Below are 16,760 nucleotides of genomic sequence, written 5' to 3'. Positions count from 1 at the left end.
ACTCATGCCGTCTGACGATGTTTGCATGGGGTGAATAGCTATTGCCCGCCATATTAAAATAAATCGGGATTAGCAGACGTTTGATACGGGTACCGCGGTGATCAAAGCCCGGTAACAAGACTTACTTAAAAAGAATCGAGCCGACAATATATGCCTTTTACACTTGGTCAACGCTGGATCAGCGACACGGAAAGCGAATTAGGACTGGGTACTGTCGTGGCGCTGGATGCGCGCATGATTACCCTGCTTTTCCCCGCAACCGGCGAAAACCGCCTCTATGCCAGAAATGACTCGCCAATCACTCGCGTGATGTTCAACCCGGGCGACACTATCAGCAACCACGAAGGCTGGGAGCTGCAGGTAGAAGAGGTCAAAGAGGATAACGGCCTGCTGACCTACATTGGCACCCGTCTGGACACCCAGGAAAGCGGTGTGTCAATGCGTGAAGTGCTGCTGGACAGTAAGCTGACCTTCAGCAAGCCACAGGACCGTCTGTTTGCCGGCCAGATCGACCGTATGGATCGCTTCGCTTTGCGTTTCCGCGCCCGTAAATACCAGAGCGAGCAGTATCGTCTGCCATTTGCCGGTCTGCGCGGTATGCGAGCCAGCCTGATCCCTCACCAGTTGCATATTGCCTATGAAGTCGGCCAGCGCCATGCGCCACGCGTTCTGTTGGCAGATGAAGTGGGTCTGGGTAAAACCATTGAAGCCGGTATGATCATCCACCAGCAATTGCTGGCGGGCCGTGCCGAGCGCGTGTTGATCGTGGTGCCAGAAACATTGCAGCACCAGTGGCTGGTCGAAATGATGCGCCGCTTCAACCTGTATTTTTCTCTGTTCGACGACAGCCGTTACTCAGAAGCTAAGCTCGACAGCAGCAACCCGTTTGAAACTGAACAGTTGGTGATCTGCTCGCTGGACTTCGTGCGCCGTAATAAGCAGCGCCTGGAAGAACTGGCCGATGCCCAGTGGGATTTGCTGGTAGTGGATGAAGCACACCACTTGGCCTGGAGCGAAGATGCTCCCAGCCGCGAATACCAAGTCATTGAACAGCTGGCTGAGCACATTCCCGGTGTACTGCTGCTGACTGCAACCCCAGAGCAACTTGGCCAACAAAGCCACTTCGCACGCTTACGCCTGTTGGATCCAAACCGTTTCCACGACTACCACGAGTTTGTCGCAGAACAGCAGAAATACCGCCCTGTGGCGGATGCAGTCACCTTGCTACTGAGCGGTGAACGTCTGGCCGATGATAAGCTGAATCTGTTGGGCGAACTGATCGACGAACAAGATATTGAGCCACTGCTGAAGGCCGCCAACAGCGACAGCGATGGCGCCGAGCAGGCACGCCAGGAACTGGTCACCATGCTGATGGACCGCCACGGCACCAGCCGTGTGCTGTTCCGTAACACCCGCAATGGTGTAAAAGGCTTCCCACACCGCAACCTGCACCAAATCAAACTGCCGCTGCCGACCCAATATCAGACCGCCATTAAAGTGTCTGGCATCATGGGTGCGAAGAAAACCGTTGAAGCACGCGCACGCGATATGCTGTACCCAGAGCAAATCTATCAGGAATTTGAAGGCGAAAACGCCACCTGGTGGAACTTCGATCCGCGCGTTGAGTGGTTACTGAATTACCTGGTGAGCAACCGCAACGAAAAAGTGCTGGTGATCTGCGCCAAGGCCGCCACCGCACTGCAACTGGAACAGGTATTGCGTGAGCGTGAAGCTATCCGTGCCGCAGTGTTCCATGAAGGCTTGTCGATTATCGAACGCGATCGTGCCGCCGCTTACTTCGCTTCAGAAGAAGACGGCGCTCAAGTGCTGCTGTGCTCGGAAATCGGTTCCGAAGGCCGTAACTTCCAGTTCGCCAGCCATCTGGTAATGTTCGATCTGCCGTTTAACCCGGATCTGCTGGAACAACGTATTGGCCGTCTGGACCGTATCGGCCAGATGCATGACATTCAAATCATGGTGCCTTACCTGGAAAACACCGCTCAGGCGGTACTGGGGCGTTGGTTCCACGAAGGGCTTGATGCCTTCGAACATACCTGCCCGACCGGCCGTACCATTTATGACAGTGGTTATGAGCAACTGATCGGTTTCCTGGCGTCGCCTACTGAACAAGAAGGGCTGGATGAATTCATTCACACCTGCCGTCAGCAGCATGACCACCTGAAGGTGCAACTGGAGCAGGGCCGCGATCGCCTGCTGGAAATGCACTCCAACGGCGGCGAGAAAGCACAGGCACTGGCTGAAGCCATTGCCAATCAGGACAACGACGTCAACCTGGTGGGCTTTGCGCTTAACCTGTTCGACATCGTCGGTATCAATCAGGACGATCGCAGCGACAACCTGATTGTCCTGACGCCATCTGACCACATGCTGGTGCCGGACTTCCCGGGCCTGCCGCAGGACGGTTGCACCGTCACCTTCGATCGCGAGCAGGCGTTGTCGCGTGAAGATGCACAGTTCGTCAGTTGGGAACACCCGATTATCCGCAACGGTCTGGATCTGATCCTGTCCGGCGATACCGGTAGCTGTGCCGTTTCTCTGTTGAAAAACAAGGCGCTGCCTGTCGGGACCTTGTTGGTTGAATTAGTGTATGTGGTTGAGGCACAAGCGCCGAAGCACCTGCAACTGACCCGCTTCCTGCCACCGACGCCAATCCGTATGCTGATGGACCGCAAAGGCACCAATCTGGCGGCACAGGTTGAATTCGAAAGCTTCAACCGTCAGTTGAACGCGGTCAACCGCCATACCTCCAGCAAGCTGGTCAATGCGGTGCAGCAAGATGTGCACGCTATGCTGCAACAGGCGGAAAGCCTGGTTGAAGAGCAGGCCCGTGCCTTGATCGAGCAAGCAAAACAGGAAGCGGATGACAAGCTGAGCACCGAGCTGGCGCGTCTGGAAGCCCTGAAGGCGGTCAACCCGAACATCCGTGATGACGAAGTCGAAGCGCTGGAGTTCAATCGCAAGCAGGTGCTGGTTAACCTGAATGAAGCAGGATGGCGTCTGGATGCAATCCGTCTGGTCGTTGTGACCCACCAGTAACCGGCACAGCGCGGGGGACCCCGGTTCCCCGCGTGGCCTTTTCAGCGGAGCCAATGAGATGGAACCCTACAATCCCCCGCAAGGCCCGATGCATATCCTGTATCAGGATGAGCACATTATCGTGGTCAACAAGCCGAGCGGCCTGCTGTCGGTACCCGGCCGTGCGCCGGAAAACAAAGACAGTCTGATGACGCGCATTCAGGCAGACTTTCCGGCCGCCGAGTCGGTGCATCGCCTGGATATGGCAACCAGTGGTGTGATTGTGGTGGCGCTGAACAAGGCGGCTGAGCGTGAACTGAAACGCCAGTTCCGCGAACGTGAACCGAAGAAGTCCTATATCGCTCGCGTATGGGGCCATCTGGAACACGACGAAGGTTTGGTGGATTTGCCACTGATTTGTGACTGGCCTAACCGACCGTTGCAGAAAGTGTGTTTTGAAACGGGTAAAGCGGCACAGACTGAGTATCTGGTGCTGTCACGTGATACCGATGGCAGCACGCGGGTAAAACTCATGCCGATCACCGGTCGCTCGCACCAATTGCGCGTGCACATGCTGGCGCTAGGCCACCCGATCCTCGGTGACGGTTTCTATGCACATCCAGAAGCCAAGGCCATGGCACCCCGACTACAGCTGCACGCCCAGGAACTGCGTATTACCCACCCCGCATTCCAGACACCTATGCATTTTCGCGCCGAGCCGGATTTCTAACACCACCGGACGGCTATACCCCAAATACTTCGAGTTGCAGAAAGTCGGTAACTAAGCGCAACCCCGGAAACGTACAGAAAGTACATGACCGGGGTGAACAGGCGCAGCCAACAAAGAGGCAACTTCAAGTATGACGGTTCTATACCCTAAATAATTGGAGTTGCGTCGAGGCGGCAAGCATGTAAATCCCCGGGAGCATAGTCAACTATGTGACCGGGGTGAGCAGGCGCAGCCAACAAAGAGGCAGCTTCAAGTATGACGGTTCTATACCCTAAATAATTGGAGTTGCGTCGAGGCGGCAAGCATGTAAATCCCCGGGAGCATAGTCAACTATGTGACCGGGGTGAACAGGCGCAGCCAACAAAGAGGCAGCTTCAAGTATGACTGGTATCGTTACTTGAAGCCTTTTTCACGCTTGATCAGGTCATATGCCGCCTGAATTTCCTGCGCTTTCTGCTTGGCCATTTCCATCATTTGCGGTGGTAAACCTTTCGCCACCAGCTTATCCGGATGGTGCTCGCTCATCAGCTTGCGGTAAGCGCGCTTGATGGTAGTCGCATCGTCGCTGCTGCTGACACCCAGCACTTTACAGGCATCATCCAAAGTAGGCCCACGCTGTGCCTGCTGGTAACCGCCCTGCGAATACCCGCCTTGCTGACCGCCACCAAAATGGCGTCCACCTTCCATCATGCTGAGGAACTGATCAAACTGCGCCCGTGAAATGCCCAATTCTTCAGCGATGACATACAGCACCTGCCGCTCGTTTGGATGCAGCGAACCGTCGGCGAATGCCGCCTGGATTTGAATTTCCAGAAACATCCGAATCAGGTCAAAACGACCGAAGCAGATACTGCGGAACTGCTGCAGTGTCTCCCTCAACGGGAACTGGCTTTGCTTGCCTTCACGAAACGCCTGCTGTGCCGCCGTACGGGCTTCACCGTGCAGTTGCAGACGATCCATAAACAGGCTGGCGATCTGAATATCCGCCTCGGTAACGCGCCCTTTAGATTTAGTCAGGTGACCCATCACCTGAAAAGTGGTGCGGAAAAACAACGTTTGCCGCGTTTGCTGATCGGCGAAAAAGCCCCGGCTACGCTTGTTGCTGCGCGCAGTGTCAATCATATGACCGACAATCAGCCCCAAAACTACACCCCAGAATCCCGCGCCAGCCCAAATGGCCACGATGACCCCGAGCAGTTTTCCCCAATACTGCATATACTCCTCAATTATCATGCCGAAAGCCGACTGCTCCCTTCCGTCTTAGGTAAGGGTTAAGGCGATTTTTCCCAGGATTTGGATTATCATACCTGTCATTTATCTTTGCGCCTATCGACGACGCAAGTAAACGGCCGGATTTAACACTAGCGCAACGCAGATGAGTGATATAGTCTCTGACCGTTTGCCGGACATGACGCCTCTGATGACGGAACACCAAAACCGCGTATGAAAAAAAGTTTCCCAACACTGCTGGCCACACTGATTTGGACGGCACTCTACAGTCAGCACGCGCTGGCTGACCTGGCTGAGCAATGTATGCTTGGCGTACCTGTTTATGACAAACCGCTGGTCAGCGGCGATCCTAACAGCCAGCCCGTCACTATTCACGCTGATGACTCTCGCGCAGATTATCCAAAAAGCGCGCTGTTCACCGGTAACGTGAATATTGAGCAAGGCAACAGCACCCTGACCGCCAAACAGGTGGAGCTTAACCAGACGCAAAACCCAGGGCAGACCGAGCCGGTACGTACCGTAACGGCGACCGGTGACGTGCACTACAGCGACAATCAGATCAAACTGAAAGGTCCGAAAGCCTGGTCAAACCTGAATAATAAAGATACCGATGTCTATGAAGGTGACTACCAAATGGTAGGCCGTCAGGGGCGCGGTGACGCCGACAAGATGAAGATGCGCGGTGCCAACCGTTACACCATTCTGGAAAACGGCACCTTTACGTCCTGTTTGCCAGGTGACGACAGCTGGAGCGTAGTCGGCTCCGAAGTGATCCACGACCGCGAAGAGCAGGTTGCAGAAATCTGGAACGCCCGCTTTAAAATTGGCGGCGTCCCCGTATTCTACAGTCCTTACCTGCAATTGCCGGTGGGTGATAAACGTCGTTCCGGTTTCCTGATCCCGAATGCAAAATATGGTAGCAGCAATGGCTTTGAGTTCATGCTGCCGTATTACTGGAACATTGCGCCAAACTTCGACGCCACCATCACACCACACTACATGTCCCGACGTGGCTTGCAGTTGCAGAACGAATTCCGCTATCTGGTACAGCCTGGCTTGGGCCTGATGGAATTAGACTGGTTGCCGAACGATAAGGAATACAGCAAGGACAACCCTGACGACAGTAAGCGTTGGTTGTTCTACTGGAACCACAATGGTGTTATGGACAAGGTGTGGCGTTTCAACGTCGACTACACCAAGGTCAGCGACTCCAAATACTTTACCGATCTGGACTCCAAATACGGCTCAACAACCGACGGTTATGCCACGCAGAAATTCAGCGTCGGCTACGCCATTGATAACTGGGACGCGACCTTAAGCTCCAAACAGTTCCAGATCTATGACGATACCGACCGCAGCCAATCGGATTCTTATAAAGTTCAGCCACAGTTGGACCTGAACTACTATAAAGACGATATTGGCCCGTTCGATTTCCACATTTACGGCCAGGCAGCCAAGTTCATTAGCGTTAACCCATACAGCCCTGACGCCACGCGTCTGCATATGGAACCGACGCTGAGCCTGCCACTGACCAACGGTTGGGGCAGTCTGAACACCGAAGCCAAACTGCTGGCGACCCACTATCAGCAGGATATTCCTGACGGTTTTGCAACCAACTACAAGAACCGCACCGGTAACAATGCGCCAGACTTGGAAGATTCGGTGAACCGCGTGCTGCCGCAGTTCAAAGTCGACGGCAAGATGGTATTCGATCGCCCAATGAACTGGTCTGAGGGCTATACACAAACCCTCGAGCCGCGCGTGCAGTATTTGTATGTGCCGTATCGTGACCAAAGCAACATCTATACCTACGACACCACGTTGCTGCAAACCGACTACTCTGGCTTGTTCCGTGACCGCACATACAGTGGTCTGGATCGCATTGCTTCGCAGAACCGTATTTCAACCGGTTTGACCTCGCGTATTTATGATGACGCGCTGGTTGAACGTTTTAATGTTTCCGTAGGTCAAATCTACTACTTCAGCCGTTCTCGTACCGGCGACCAAACGACGCGTTACGACAACAATGACGATACCGGTAGCCTGGCTTGGGCTGGCGATAGCTATTGGAAGATTGACGATCGTTGGGGTCTGCGTGGCGGTCTGCAGTATGACACGCGTCTCAATAGCATCTCATTGGGTAATGGTGTACTGGAATACCGTCAGGATTCTGAACGCGTATTGCAGTTGAACTACCGTTACGCTACACCGGAGTATATTGAGACGGCGTTGAATACCACGCAGGTTCCGGCTTATCAGGACGGTATTTCGCAAGTGGGCGTCACCGGCAGTTGGCCGATTGCCGATCGCTGGGCCGTTGTAGGTGCTTATTACTACGACACCCGTGCAAAACAATCTGCCGATCAGTTGCTCGGCGTGAAGTACAACACCTGCTGTTGGGCGGTAACCTTGGGCTATGAGCGCAAGATCACCGACTGGAACAACAGCAACAATACCAGCGTTTATGACAACAAAGTTTCATTCAACGTCGAACTGCGTGGCCTGAGCAGCGATCACAGTCTGGGCTCCGCGGAAATGTTGCGTTCCGGCATTCTGCCTTACCAGCGTGCATTTTGATGCTTTGTAACACTTTGAAAACGAGAACTTTCACCCGCATTTGCGGATTACATAATGGGAAATGTATGAAGAACTGGAGAACGCTTATTCTCGGATTGGTGGTTTGCGCCAATACCGCGTTCGCAGCACCCCAAGAAGTGGATAAAGTCGCCGCCGTCGTGGATAACGGCGTTGTGCTTGAGAGCGACGTAAACACCCTGTTGCAGTCGGTGAAACTTAATGCGCAGCAGGCCGGGCAACAATTGCCGGATGACAAGACACTGCGTCACCAGATCCTTGAGCGTCTGATTATGGATAACATCCAGTTGCAGATGGCCAAGAAAATGGGGATCAACGTTTCCGACGCCGATCTGGACAAAGCCATCAGTAATATCGCCGCACAGAACAAAATGAGCATCGATCAGATGCGCAGCCGTCTGGCGTATGAAGGTCTGAACTACAACACTTACCGTTCGCAGATCCGTAAGGAAATGCTGATTTCTGAAGTGCGTAACAACGAAGTGCGCCGACGCGTCACCATCCTGCCTCAGGAAGTCGACTCACTGGCAACGCAGGTTGGCGCTCAGAACGGTAGCGATACTGAAATGAACATCAGTCACATCCTGATCCCGCTGCCGGAAAATCCGTCGCAGGCGCAGGTTGACGACGCGGAAGCCTTGGCTAAAAAACTGATGGGTGAAATCAACGGCGGGGCCGACTTCGGCAAGCTGGCGATCGCCTACTCCGCGGATTCCCAGGCGCTGAAAGGCGGCAACATGGGTTGGGGCAAGCTGCAGGAAATCCCTACTCTGTTCGCCGAAAGACTTGTTAACGCCAAAAAAGGTGATGTGGTCGGCCCAATCCGTTCTGGCGTTGGCTTCCACATCCTGAAAGTGAACGATATCCGTGGTGCAAACCAGTCAGTATCCGTCACCGAGGTTCATGCACGTCATATTCTGCTGAAGCCGTCTGTGGTGCTGACCGACGATCAGGCACGTGCAAAACTGCAAGCCGTTGCTGCAGAAATCAAGAGCGGCCGCGCCAAGTTTGCTGACGAAGCTAAACAGCTTTCTCAGGATCCAGGTTCTGCACTTCAGGGTGGTGATCTCGGCTGGGCTTCTCCAGACATCTACGATCCCGCTTTCCGCGATGCCTTAATGAAACTGAGTAAAGGCGAAGTCAGCCAACCAGTGCACTCTTCCTTCGGCTGGCACCTGATTCAGTTGCTGGATACGCGTCAGGTGGATAAAACCGACGCGGCGCAGAAAGACCGTGCTTACCGCATGTTGTTCAACCGCAAGTTTGCTGAAGAAGCGCAAACCTGGATGCAGGAACAACGTGCTCAGGCTTACGTGAAGATCCTTGACGGTAATGCACAACAATAATCGTATCGTAATCACCCCCGGCGAGCCTGCCGGGGTTGGGCCGGATTTGGTGGCAGCGCTGGCGCAACAGGATTGGCCTGTTGAACTTGTGGTGTGCGCGGATCCGGCCTTGTTGCTTGAGCGCGCCCGGCAGTTAAACCTGCCGTTGCAACTGCGCGACTATCAACCACAGCAGCCAGCCCTGCCACAGCGAGCCGGTACGCTGACGGTCTTACCCGTCGCGCTCGCTCATACGGTAGTAGCGGGTGAATTGAACGTGGGCAATAGCGCCTACGTGGTGGAAACGCTGGCACGCGCCTGCGACGGTTGTCTGAATGGCGAATTCGCCGCACTGATAACCGGACCGGTGAACAAAGGCGTTATCAACGATGCCGGTGTCCCCTTTATTGGCCATACCGAATTCTTTGCCGATCGCAGCGGCTGCGATCGTGTCGTGATGATGCTGGCGACCGAAGAGCTGCGCGTGGCACTGGCGACCACTCACCTGCCTTTACTGGCGGTGCCTGGCGCTATCACCCAGCAGAGTTTGCATGAAGTCATCCATATTCTCGACCATGACCTGAAAACCAAATTTGGCCTGGCCCAACCACAAATTTATGTCTGTGGTTTGAATCCGCATGCCGGAGAAGGCGGCCATATGGGACGTGAAGAGATCGATACCATTATCCCGGCGCTAGACGCGCTTCGTGCTGAAGGTATTCATCTGATCGGCCCACTGCCGGCAGACACCCTGTTCCAGCCCAAATATCTGCAACATGCCGATGCTGTGCTGGCGATGTATCACGATCAGGGTCTGCCAGTGCTAAAATACCAAGGGTTCGGCCGGGCGGTAAATATTACCCTCGGTTTGCCTTTTATCCGTACCTCGGTCGACCACGGTACCGCTTTAGAACTTGCAGGCACCGGCACCGCCGATGCAGGCAGTTTCAAAACGGCCTTGAATCTCGCCATTAAAATGATAATTAATTGTAATGAATAATAAAGTCCACCAAGGGCACTTTGCCCGCAAACGCTTTGGACAGAACTTTTTAACCGATCAGTTTGTCATCGATAGCATTGTCTCCGCCATTCACCCAATGCCGGGTGAAGCGGTTGTTGAAATCGGTCCCGGGTTGGGTGCATTGACCGAGCCGGTTGGCGCACGTATGGACCGCATGACAGTGATTGAGCTGGACCGCGATCTGGCGGCACGTCTGGCGAACCACCCGCAGCTGAAAGACAAACTGACCATTCACCAGCAAGATGCCATGACGGTGAACTTTGCCGAAATGGCCGAGCAGGCTGGCCAACCGCTGCGCGTGTTTGGTAACCTGCCGTATAACATTTCGACACCGCTGATGTTCCACCTTTTCAGCTATACTCAGGCCATCCGCGACATGCACTTTATGTTGCAGAAAGAGGTAGTCAACCGTCTGGTTGCTGGGCCAAACAGCAAAGCCTACGGGCGTTTAACCGTGATGGCACAGTACTACTGCAACGTCATCCCGGTGCTGGAAGTACCACCGACCTCTTTCACCCCAGCGCCAAAAGTGGATTCCGCTGTGGTACGTCTGGTTCCGCACCTGGTGAACCCAAACCCAGTGGGTGACGTACGCATGCTAAGCCGGATTACAACTCAGGCGTTCAACCAGCGCCGGAAGACTGTCCGCAACAGCCTGGGTGACCTGTTCACGCCAGAGCAACTGACGGAATTGGGTATCGATCCGGTACTTAGAGCAGAGAATATTTCTGTGGCGCAATACTGTAAGCTGGCTAACTGGCTTTCAGCCAATCCCGCGCCGCAGCAATAAGGAGTAGTGGTCATGATTGATTCGCCTCGTGTATGTATTCAGGTACAAAGTGTCTATGTAGAATCACAATCGATACCTGAGGAAGAACGTTACGTCTTCGCTTATACCATCACCATCCGCAATTTGGGGCGTTTCAACGTACAACTGCTGGGCCGTTACTGGTTGATTACCAACAGCAATGGCCGTCAAACCGAAGTTCAGGGTGAAGGGGTGGTTGGCGAACAACCTCTCATTCCACCTGGGGGAGAATTCCAATACACCAGCGGCGCGATTCTTGAAACGCCACTGGGTACCATGGAAGGGCATTACGAAATGGTTGATCATCAAGGTCAACCGTTCCAGACCGCTATTCCCGTGTTCCGCTTAGCTATTCCAACACTGATCCACTAATTCTATGTCGACATATCTTATCGGCGATGTTCATGGCTGTTTTGATGAACTGCAGTCGCTATTGGCCCAAGTTGCTTTCGATCCTCAGCATGACCAGCTGTGGCTGACCGGTGATTTGGTTGCCCGCGGCCCCGGTTCGTTGGACGTGCTGCGTTACGTGCGTTCACTCGGTCCTGCGGTACGTATGGTGTTGGGCAACCACGATCTGCACCTGTTAGCTGTCTATGCGGGTATCAGTCGCAATAAGCCTAAAGATCGCATCACTCAATTGCTGGAAGCCCCTGACGCTGATGAGCTTATCAACTGGCTGCGCCGCCAACCGGTGCTGCAAGTGGATGAACAACTCAAACTGGTGATGGCACATGCCGGAATCACCCCGCAATGGGACATTGAAACGGCACAAATCTGCGCCCGTGAAGTGGAAGCCGTACTGAGCAGTGACAGCTATCCGCTATTCCTCGACGCCATGTACGGCGATATGCCGAACAACTGGAGCCCAGAGCTGAGCGGATTGGCGCGACTGCGGTTTAGCACCAACGCGCTGACACGCATGCGTTACTGCTTCCCGAATGGCCAGCTCGACATGATCTGCAAAGATGCGCCAGGTACAGCACCGGCCCCACTCAAACCTTGGTTTGAATTGCCACGACTGGTCGATGCCGATTACACCATTATCTTTGGTCATTGGGCATCACTGGAAGGTAAGGGTACGCCAGCAGGCGTTATCGGTCTCGATACCGGCTGTTGCTGGGGAGGTGACCTGACCATGTTGCGCTGGGAAGATAAGCAGTACTTTACCCAACCGGCTAATCGCCGGGATCTGCTGGACGGCGTACACCAACAGGTAGCGTCATAATCAAGCCGGGGCGGTCAACACCGCCCCGCTATTTTCTGGTTAAGCCCCGATCACTCCACCGTCTTCACGCGTAATCATCAATACTGACGAGCGCGGGCGTGGACTGTTGTTCGGGAAATGAGAATCCCCCTCTTCGCCCGGGTGCTGTACGTTGACGAACATCGTCTTGTAATCTGGAGTGAAAGTAATCCCGGTTAACTCGCACGACTTTGGCCCAACCATAAAGCGGCGGATCTCGCCACTGAGTGGATCGCCCACCAGCATCTGGTTGTTCCCCTGCCCTGCATAGTCGCCCTTATTACTGTATTTACCGTCGGTGAGGATCCACAGACGACCTGACTTATCAAAACCTAAGCCATCCGGGCTGTTAAAGGTATTGTCCGCAGTAATGTTTGGCGTACCACGATTCACCCCTTCCGGGTGCGCAATCGGGTTGCCGCACAGTGCATAAATATCCCAGTTGAATGACGCCGCCGTGGCATCGCCACCTTCATCCCAACGGATAATCTGGCCATAGACATTGTTCGGGCGTGGGTTAGCCGCGTTCAATGGCATACCTTCTTCGCCGCGCTTGCTATTGTTGGTCAGTGTGCAGTAGGCGCGACCATCATGCGGGTTGACTGCGATCCATTCCGGGCGGTCCATTTTGGTGGCGCCCACCTGTGCCGCAGCCTTGCGGGCGAAGATCAGCACTTCGGCCTCATCCCGGAAGCCATTTTCCGGCGTCAGTCCGTTCTTGCCGAACTCCAGGGCAATCCAGCGCCCGGTGCCTTTCAACGGTGTGCCGGCAGCATCACCGTCAAACTGCGCCACATATAGCGTGCCTTCGTCCAGCAGGCTACGGTTATTGGCCGGGTTAGCCACGTCGACCACGCCTTTGGAAACGTATTTATAAATGTGCTCGCCGCGCTCATCGTCCCCCATGTAAACCACCAGGCGACCATCCTTGGCAACGGTTACCGCGGCATTTTCATGTTTGAAGCGACCCAGCGCTGTGTGTTTGATTGGCGTCGAGGTCGGATTCATAGGGTCGATTTCGACAATCCAACCGTGGCGGTTAAATTCATTCGGGTTCTTCGCCACGTCAAAACGCTCGTCGTAATCTGGCCAGTTGCGTTCCGGTTCGCTGACTTTTAGCGTATAGCGCTTTTGCTCCGCCGTGGTCTTATAGTCGGCCTGATGGGTGCCAAAATAGGTATCGAAGTTCTCTTCACAGGTCAGGTAAGTGCCCCAGGGCGTTTTACCGTTGGCGCAGTTGCCGAAGGTGCCCAGCACCTTACGTCCGGTAGGATCAGCCGCCGTCTGCAACAGCGGATGCCCGGCAGCCGGGCCGCTGAACTGCATTTCGGTATTGGCCGTGATGCGGCGGTTATAGCGTGATGGGCGTTCTACTTCCCAACGCTGGCTGTCACCGTCACGGCGCACCGCAACAATAGAAACACCATGTGCGGCCTGAGATTTACGCACATCTTCCAGACTGGTGGCTTTGGTGCCACCGTGGGCAAAGAGGTATTGCTCATTAACGTATTCGTTGTTGATGGCCATCACGCCGTGGTTGTCATCAATCGGGAAAAAGCTCATACCGTCATTATTATCGCCGAATTGCTTTTCCTGGTCGGCGGCGCTGTTGTTGCCCTGCGGGTCAAACGCGGCGGCCCCCTCTACCAGCGGTTCCCCCCAAGAGATCAGCACCTCAGCGCGGTACCCCGGTGCAATCGCCACCTCATCGGCCGTTGAGGCCGCAATGCCTTTGAAGCCCAGCAGCTTATTTGGCGGTAAATCCTCTGCCAGTGCCTCGGCGGACACGGTCCAAATGCCGCCGCCGAGGAAACCGGCCAGGCCAACGGCACCTGCACTGCCCAGCAGTAACTTACGGCGGGTGGGATCGGTCAGGCGATCGGCATCTAATTGCTCAATTTTGGTCGTCATAGGTTTATTTCCTTTTTAATATGGCGCCGCAGTCAAGATTCACCAGAGTTGCCGGGCGCTCAGAGTTGGGCTTCATACTAATCAGGAAGTGTGACGAAAATGTTACAACTAGAAGTCAGAAAACCTTTGCCCGCAGAAACGACAAAGGACGCAATCTCTTGCGCCCTTTGTAGGATATTGCTAACACCCGATTATTAGCGGTGTTCTAAAATCTCGAAGCAATAGCTGTGAGAATTCAGCTCGTCAGCATCGTGGAACTCACTGAACGAGGTTTCCCATTCATCCGGCTCATAGTCAGGGAAATGAGTGTCACCACCGACTTCGGCATCGATATGCGTCAGGTACATGCGGTTGGCTCGTGGCAGGAATTGGGTATAAATACGCCCACCGCCCATCACCATGACTTCTTCGACATCGCCAGCAGCGGCCAGTGCTTCGTCCAGTGACGTCGCCCAAGTCACCCCGGTTTCACTACCAGGACGGCTGCTTAAAACGATGTTATGGCGACCCGGTAACGGACGACCAATGGACTCGAACGTTTTACGGCCCATAATAACCGGTTTATTCAGCGTGTTACGTTTAAACCACGCTAAATCTGCTGGCAGGTGCCACGGCATGGCGTTTTCCATACCAATAACGCGATCCGCCGCCAAGGCAGCGATCAGGCTGATAATCATTGTTAAACCCTGTGTAGGCAGCAAAATTGCTCACACTATACGTAAAGCCCTATCTGCCGTCGATAGGCTAATCAAGCAATATGAATATATAAGATAGCTCTTATCAGCATAACTAATACTCAATTTTACCGGCTGATCACGCTTAAACTCCCGGGCGTTTCCGATATAGCCACAGCCCAGGTAATGACAGCCCGATCGATAACGCGCCGACGATAAAACAGGCTTTGAGGAAGTTACTCATCAGGGTAGCCATCAGCGCCTCGCTATAACCCAGATGCGAAATTTCCACCACCGAGATCATCGCAGTATAGGCCGAGATCCCTGGGAACATCGGGATCACTGCCGCCACGGTAAACACCTTCGGGTGTGCCAACAACCAGCGCGACCAGTAAATGCCGATCATACCGATCAAAATCGATGCCAAAAACGTGGCCCATTCGATGTTCATTCCTGCGTGCATCATCAGCATGCGTGAACCGTGGCCTACTGCGCCAAGCAGTGCACAATAACGCAGCGCGCGCACCGGCACGTTAAATACCATGGCAAAACCCAGCGCCGGCACCGCCGCCAACAACATGTCCTGCAGTAAAGCCCAAAGCAAACTCATGACCACCCCCGCAGATCCCACAGCGACATCGCCATCACTACACCAATACAGGTGGCTAGCGTCAGCAAGCTCGCCATCGCCCAACGCGCCAAGCCGGTATTAATGTGTCCCTTAAACATATCGGCGACCGCGTTAATCAGTGGGAACCCGGGTACCAACAGCAACACGCTGGCGGCCATCGCCACCGTGGAGGTTTGGCTGAACATCGGCAATCGCAGCAGCAATCCGGAAACCGAAGTGGCGACAAAGGCCGTCAGACAAAAATTGATCAACGGATTCATGTGGCGGGCGGTCAGCATTTGGCGCACAGACATCGCCAGACCACTGGCGATAAAGGTCACGGCAAACGCTTTTTGATCGCCACCGTTGAGCATGCTGAAGCAACCGCAAGATAACGCCACCATCAACACCACCAGCCAGCGTGGATAGCGAAGCGGACGAATTTTTTGGAGACGGCGGGCCACGTCGTGTGCATCCGCCAGCCGGTGTTCTGCCAAAATAACGATATGTTGCACCTCGGTCACCATCTGCATATTGATGCCGCGATCGACGTTCTTACGTGTCGTGGTCAAGCATTCACCGTGACTGAGGGTCGTCAACACCACCGCGTTGGCCGATATCGAACTTTCTACGCTGTCCATGCCCAATGCCAACCCCAAACGCGTCGACAACTGCTCCACCACCATACTTTCCGCCCCATGCTGTAACAACAGTAAGGCGCATTGAATACACAGGCGGGTGATTTCACGCTGTTGCCGCTGCGGCGGCGGGATGTCGGTGGTGGTCGGCTGCTGCATGTGGGGCCCCTGGTTCATCAAAATAAAGTTCATCTTATTGCCAAACATTACCTCATTTGGTTGATGCGCATCAGGAGAAGCAGCGTTATTATCAGCGCAATTAGGCCTTTTGTGCAGAGAGTCAAATCATGCTTGAAACTTCGCTGTTCGTTGCCGGTATTGCCACCCTGGGGATGCTGTCGCCCGGCCCTGATTTTTTCATGGTGATCAAGAATGCCGCCCGCTATCCGCGGTTGGCTGCCATGATGACCGCTTTCGGTGTGATCTGCGGCGTCGCAACCCATATGTCTTACTGCGTTGCCGGGCTGGCGGTAGTGATCACCACCACACCATGGCTGTTCAACGTGCTGAAATACGCCGGTGCGGCCTATCTGGTCTGGATTGGTATTCAGGCACTGTTGTCACGCGGTGGCGGCAAAATGAACGTCAGCAATTTACCGCAGCAGCAGGTGAGCCTGAAAAGCGCCTTTGTGCAGGGCTATCTGTGTAATCTGCTCAATCCGAAGGCCACGCTGTTCTTCCTGGCGGTATTCACTCAGGTATTGCAGATCGATTCTGGATTGGGTGAAAAGCTGTGGTACGCGGGGATTATCCTTGGTCTGTCTGTCCTGTGGTGGCCAGCGCTGGTGTTCCTGATCCAAAGTGGCCCGGTACGTCGCGGGCTGGAAAAGACCCAGAAGATAGTGGATAAATTATTGGGCGGCATGTTGATTGCCCTGGGTATCAAAGTCGCACTGAGTTAACTCTGCGTTACAGGGCGCAGCACCGCGCTGCGCC

Annotated in this window: 14 protein-coding genes; 9 read left to right on the top strand and 5 right to left on the bottom strand. The window is 54.3% G+C overall.

Features of this window, described 5'->3' with window-relative positions:
* The first annotated feature begins 150 nt into the window (after positions 1–150).
* Positions 151–3,057, top strand: coding sequence for an RNA polymerase-associated protein RapA (gene rapA / locus SGBXF1_RS03330; protein WP_061807366.1), 2,907 nt, complete (start codon positions 151–153; stop codon positions 3,055–3,057).
* Positions 3,058–3,115: 58 nt separating this feature from the next.
* Positions 3,116–3,766 (top strand): bifunctional tRNA pseudouridine(32) synthase/23S rRNA pseudouridine(746) synthase RluA, encoded by a 651-nt coding sequence (gene rluA, locus SGBXF1_RS03325; RefSeq protein ID WP_061807367.1) that lies wholly within the window; start codon positions 3,116–3,118, stop codon positions 3,764–3,766.
* 393 nt (positions 3,767–4,159) lie between these two features.
* Here rluA and djlA read toward each other — a convergent pair whose 3' ends face one another.
* A complete protein-coding gene (gene djlA / locus SGBXF1_RS03320) occupies positions 4,160–4,981 on the bottom strand; it encodes a co-chaperone DjlA (protein ID WP_186427812.1) in 822 nt (273 codons plus the stop codon).
* A gap of 228 nt (positions 4,982–5,209) precedes the next feature.
* Here djlA and lptD point away from each other — a divergent pair, with 228 nt between their 5' ends.
* The 6 genes from lptD (at position 5,210) to apaH (ending at position 11,973) form a co-directional block, all read left to right on the top strand.
* The gene (gene lptD, locus SGBXF1_RS03315; protein WP_186427811.1) at positions 5,210–7,573 is read left to right on the top strand and encodes an LPS assembly protein LptD; all 2,364 of its coding nucleotides are present in this window, start codon (positions 5,210–5,212) and stop codon (positions 7,571–7,573) included.
* 65 nt (positions 7,574–7,638) lie between these two features.
* Positions 7,639–8,937 (top strand): peptidylprolyl isomerase SurA, encoded by a 1,299-nt coding sequence (gene surA, locus SGBXF1_RS03310; RefSeq protein WP_037420734.1) that lies wholly within the window; start codon positions 7,639–7,641, stop codon positions 8,935–8,937.
* Complete coding sequence (gene pdxA, locus SGBXF1_RS03305; RefSeq protein WP_186427810.1) at positions 8,924–9,916, top strand: 4-hydroxythreonine-4-phosphate dehydrogenase PdxA; 993 nt, start codon at positions 8,924–8,926, stop codon at positions 9,914–9,916. The genes surA and pdxA overlap by 14 nt, the downstream gene beginning before the upstream one ends.
* The gene (gene rsmA / locus SGBXF1_RS03300) at positions 9,909–10,727 is read left to right on the top strand and encodes a 16S rRNA (adenine(1518)-N(6)/adenine(1519)-N(6))-dimethyltransferase RsmA (protein ID WP_037420728.1); all 819 of its coding nucleotides are present in this window, start codon (positions 9,909–9,911) and stop codon (positions 10,725–10,727) included. The genes pdxA and rsmA overlap by 8 nt, the downstream gene beginning before the upstream one ends.
* 12 nt (positions 10,728–10,739) lie before the next feature.
* Positions 10,740–11,117, top strand: coding sequence for a Co2+/Mg2+ efflux protein ApaG (gene apaG, locus SGBXF1_RS03295; protein WP_012005174.1), 378 nt, complete (start codon positions 10,740–10,742; stop codon positions 11,115–11,117).
* A 4-nt stretch (positions 11,118–11,121) separates the two neighbouring features.
* Positions 11,122–11,973, top strand: a complete 852-nt coding sequence (gene apaH, locus SGBXF1_RS03290; RefSeq protein ID WP_186427809.1) for a bis(5'-nucleosyl)-tetraphosphatase (symmetrical) ApaH — start codon at positions 11,122–11,124, stop codon at positions 11,971–11,973.
* A 39-nt stretch (positions 11,974–12,012) separates the two neighbouring features.
* Here the strand turns inward: apaH and SGBXF1_RS03285 are convergent, their stop codons facing one another.
* The 4 genes from SGBXF1_RS03285 to SGBXF1_RS03270 all read right to left on the bottom strand — a co-directional run bounded on the left by SGBXF1_RS03285 (position 12,013) and on the right by SGBXF1_RS03270 (position 15,983).
* On the bottom strand, positions 12,013–13,902 hold the full coding sequence (locus SGBXF1_RS03285; RefSeq protein WP_186427808.1) for a PhoX family protein: 1,890 nt from the start codon (positions 13,900–13,902) through the stop codon (positions 12,013–12,015).
* 194 nt (positions 13,903–14,096) lie between these two features.
* Positions 14,097–14,579 (bottom strand): type 3 dihydrofolate reductase, encoded by a 483-nt coding sequence (gene folA, locus SGBXF1_RS03280; RefSeq protein WP_037420718.1) that lies wholly within the window; start codon positions 14,577–14,579, stop codon positions 14,097–14,099.
* Positions 14,580–14,721: 142 nt separating this feature from the next.
* Positions 14,722–15,186 carry a threonine/serine exporter gene (locus SGBXF1_RS03275; protein ID WP_037420715.1) on the bottom strand — a complete coding sequence of 155 codons (465 nt, stop codon included), beginning with the start codon at positions 15,184–15,186 and terminating at the stop codon, positions 14,722–14,724.
* Positions 15,183–15,983: a threonine/serine exporter family protein gene (locus SGBXF1_RS03270; protein WP_037420820.1), complete on the bottom strand. Its 801-nt coding sequence runs from the start codon at positions 15,981–15,983 to the stop codon at positions 15,183–15,185. Before SGBXF1_RS03270 ends, SGBXF1_RS03275 begins: the two co-directional genes overlap by 4 nt.
* Positions 15,984–16,111: 128 nt before the next feature.
* Here SGBXF1_RS03270 and SGBXF1_RS03265 point away from each other — a divergent pair, with 128 nt between their 5' ends.
* The gene (locus SGBXF1_RS03265) at positions 16,112–16,726 is read left to right on the top strand and encodes a LysE family translocator (protein ID WP_037420712.1); all 615 of its coding nucleotides are present in this window, start codon (positions 16,112–16,114) and stop codon (positions 16,724–16,726) included.
* Positions 16,727–16,760 lie beyond the last annotated feature (34 nt).

This window comes from Serratia grimesii, assembly GCF_900186025.1.
GTDB lineage: Bacteria > Pseudomonadota > Gammaproteobacteria > Enterobacterales > Enterobacteriaceae > Serratia > Serratia grimesii.
Note: the sequence above shows the minus strand (reverse complement) of the source record. Positions and strands in the feature narration are given on the sequence as shown.